2 protein-coding genes are annotated in these 3,026 nt (G+C 69.3%); one reads left to right on the top strand and one right to left on the bottom strand.

The window, feature by feature from the left end; translation table 11 throughout:
- On the top strand, positions 1–587 hold a 587-nt coding region (locus L810_RS42655), incomplete at its 5' end, for a TolC family protein (protein ID WP_042978384.1).
- A gap of 55 nt (positions 588–642) precedes the next feature.
- On the opposite strand, the gene aceE is transcribed toward L810_RS42655, so the two are convergent.
- A partial coding sequence (gene aceE, locus L810_RS42650; protein ID WP_042978383.1) for a pyruvate dehydrogenase (acetyl-transferring), homodimeric type occupies positions 643–3,026 on the bottom strand: 2,384 nt, incomplete at its 5' end.

Here is a 3,026-nt window from a genome sequence, read left to right as displayed (position 1 = left end):
GGCCCGACGTCGCGGCCGCCGAGGCGCGGCTGCACGCGGCGACCGCACGCGTCGGCGTCGCGACGGCCGACCTGTTTCCGCGTTTCACGCTGTCGGGCCTGCTCGGCAGCGCGACGAGCAGCTACGGGTTCTTCCGCGCGGGCAGCGATACGAACCTGGTCGCGCTCGGCATCGACTGGTCGTTCCTCGACGTCGGCCGCGTGCGCGCACGGATCGCCGCGAGCGATGCGGAAGCGGCCGGGCAGCTCGCGCAATACCGGCAGACCGTGCTCGGGGCGCTGGAGGAAACGGAGAACGCGCTGCTGCGGGCGGCACGCACGCGTGACGAGACGGACCATCTCGTGCGGGCCGCGACCGACAGCGCGCGTGCCGCGCAACTGGCGCAGGCGCGTTTTTCGGCGGGCGCGATCGACTACTACGAAGTGCTCGACGCGCAACGCACGCTGCTGCAGGCGCAGGATGCGGCGGCCGACGGGCAGATGCGCAGTGCGGCGTCGACGGTCGCGCTGTACAAGGCGCTTGCGGGCGGCTGGCCGTCGGGAACGGGGCAGGGGCCGCAAGGCCCGCTCGCGCAGTCGGGGCAGTAGCGCGGGCAAGGCGGCGCGGCAGGCCGGCGCAACCTGCCTGCCGCGCGGCGCGTGACTACACGCTGGCCGGATCGATCTTGTCGATGTCGATGCCGTAGCGCCGGATGGCTTCGCCGACGCGTGCACGCGGGATCGCGCCGTCGTCGGCGAGCGCCTTCAGCGCCGCGACCACGATGAAGTGCCGGTCGACCTCGAAGAACGTGCGCAGCGCGTCGCGCGTATCCGAGCGGCCGAAGCCGTCGGTGCCGAGCGACACGAAGCGCCGGCCGTCGACGAACGCACGGATCTGGTCGCCGACGATCTTCATGTAATCGGTCGCGACGACCACCGGCCCCGTGCGGCCGTCGAGGCATTGCTGCACGTACGGCACGCGCGGCGCTTCATCGGGGTGCAGCAGGTTCCAGCGTTCGGCGGCCAGCCCGTCGCGGCGCAGCTCGTTCAGGCTCGTCGCGCTCCACACGTCGCTCGACACGCCGAAGTCCTGCGCGAGCAGGTCGCTCGCGGCGATCGCTTCACGCAGGATCGCGCCGCTGCCCATCAACTGCACGTGCGGCACGTCGGCCGCGCGCGACGCGCCTTCGCGCAGCAGGTAGAGGCCCTTGAGAATGCCGGCCTCCGCGCCGTCGGGCAGCGCCGGATGCGGGTAGTTCTCGTTGAGCAGCGTGATGTAGTAGTAGACGTCCTCCTGTTCCGCGAACATCCGCCGCAGGCCGTCGCGCACGATCACCGCGAGTTCGTACGCATAGGTCGGGTCGTACGACACGCAGTTCGGAATCACCGACGACAGCACGTGGCTGTGCCCGTCGTCGTGCTGCAGCCCTTCGCCCATCAGCGTCGTGCGGCCCGACGTCGCGCCGAGCAGGAAGCCGCGCGTACGCGCGTCGCCGGCCGCCCACGCGAGATCGCCGACCCGCTGCAGCCCGAACATCGAATAGAAGATGTAGAACGGGATCGCCGGCAGGCCGTGGTTGCTGTAGGCGGTACCGGCCGCGATCCACGACGCGATCGCGCCCGATTCGTTGATCCCTTCCTGCAGGATCTGCCCGTCCTTCGCTTCCCGGTAGTAGCTGAGCTGGCCCGCGTCCTGCGGCGTATAGAGCTGGCCGAGATGCGAGTGGATGCCGATCTGGCGGAACAGCCCCTCCATCCCGAACGTGCGGGATTCGTCCGGCACGATCGGGACGACCAGCTTGCCGAGTGCCGGGTCCTTCAGCAGCGTGCCGAGGATGCGCACGAACGCCATCGTCGTGGACAGCGCGCGTTCGCCGCTGTCCTTGAGCTGCGCGTCGAACGCGGCGAGCGGCGGCACCGGCAGTGGCGCCACGTCGCTGAAGCGGGCCGGTACGTGGCCGCCGAGCGCGGCGCGGCGTTCCGCGAAGTAGCGTGCCTCGGCGCTGCCGGGTTCGGGTTTCAGGTACGGCAGGTCGTCGAGTTGCGCGTCGCTGACCGGCAGCGCGAAGCGGTCGCGGAACGCGCGTACGGCGTCCGCGCTCATCTTCTTCAACTGGTGGTTCACGTTCTGGCCTTCGCCGGCTTCGCCCATTCCGAAGCCCTTGACCGTCTTCGCGAGCACGACGGTCGGCCGCCCGTCCGCGTGCATCGCCTGCGTATAGGCCGCATGCACCTTTTCCGGATCGTGGCCGCCGCGCGCGAGTTTCCAGATGTCGTCGTCGGACAGGTCGGCGACGAGCTCGAGCAGCTCGGGATACTTGCCGAAGAAATGCTCGCGCACGTATGCGCCGTTCTGCGACTTGAAGGTCTGGTAGTCGCCGTCGACGCATTCCATCATGCGCTGACGCAGCAGGCCCGTTGTGTCGCGTTCGAGCAGGCGATCCCAGCCGCCGCCCCAGATCACCTTCACGACGTTCCAGCCCGCCGCGCGGAACGTGCCTTCGAGTTCCTGGATGACCTTGCCGTTGCCGCGTACCGGGCCGTCGAGACGCTGCAGGTTGCAGTTGACGACGAAGATCAGGTTGTCGAGCCGTTCGCGCCCGGCGAGCGAGATCGCGGCGAGCGATTCGGGCTGGTCCATTTCGCCGTCGCCGAGAAATGCCCAGACCTTGCGGCCTTGGTGCGCTTTCAGCCCGCGATATTCGAGGTAGCGCATGAAGCGCGCCTGATACGCGGCCGTGAGCGGCCCGAGCCCCATCGACACGGTGGGGAATTGCCAGAAATCCGGCATCAGCCGCGGATGCGGATACGACGACAGCCCGTCGCGTCCCGCTTCGCGGCCGGTCTCGCGGCGGAAGTTGTCGAGTTGCGCGTCCGTGATGCGGCCTTCCAGGTACGCGCGGCCGTAGATGCCGGGCGCCGAATGGCCCTGGATGTAGACCATGTCGCCGTCGAAGGTATCGGTGCGGCCGCGGAAGAAGTGATCGAAACCGACGTCGTACAGCACCGCGGCCGACTGGTAGGTCGCGATGTGGCCGCCGACGTTCG

Source organism: Burkholderia sp. AU4i (assembly GCF_000466765.1).
In the GTDB taxonomy this organism is placed as follows: Bacteria; Pseudomonadota; Gammaproteobacteria; order Burkholderiales; family Burkholderiaceae; genus Burkholderia; species Burkholderia cepacia.
The sequence above is the reverse complement of the archived record's forward strand: the minus strand, read 5'-3'. Positions and strand labels throughout refer to the sequence as shown.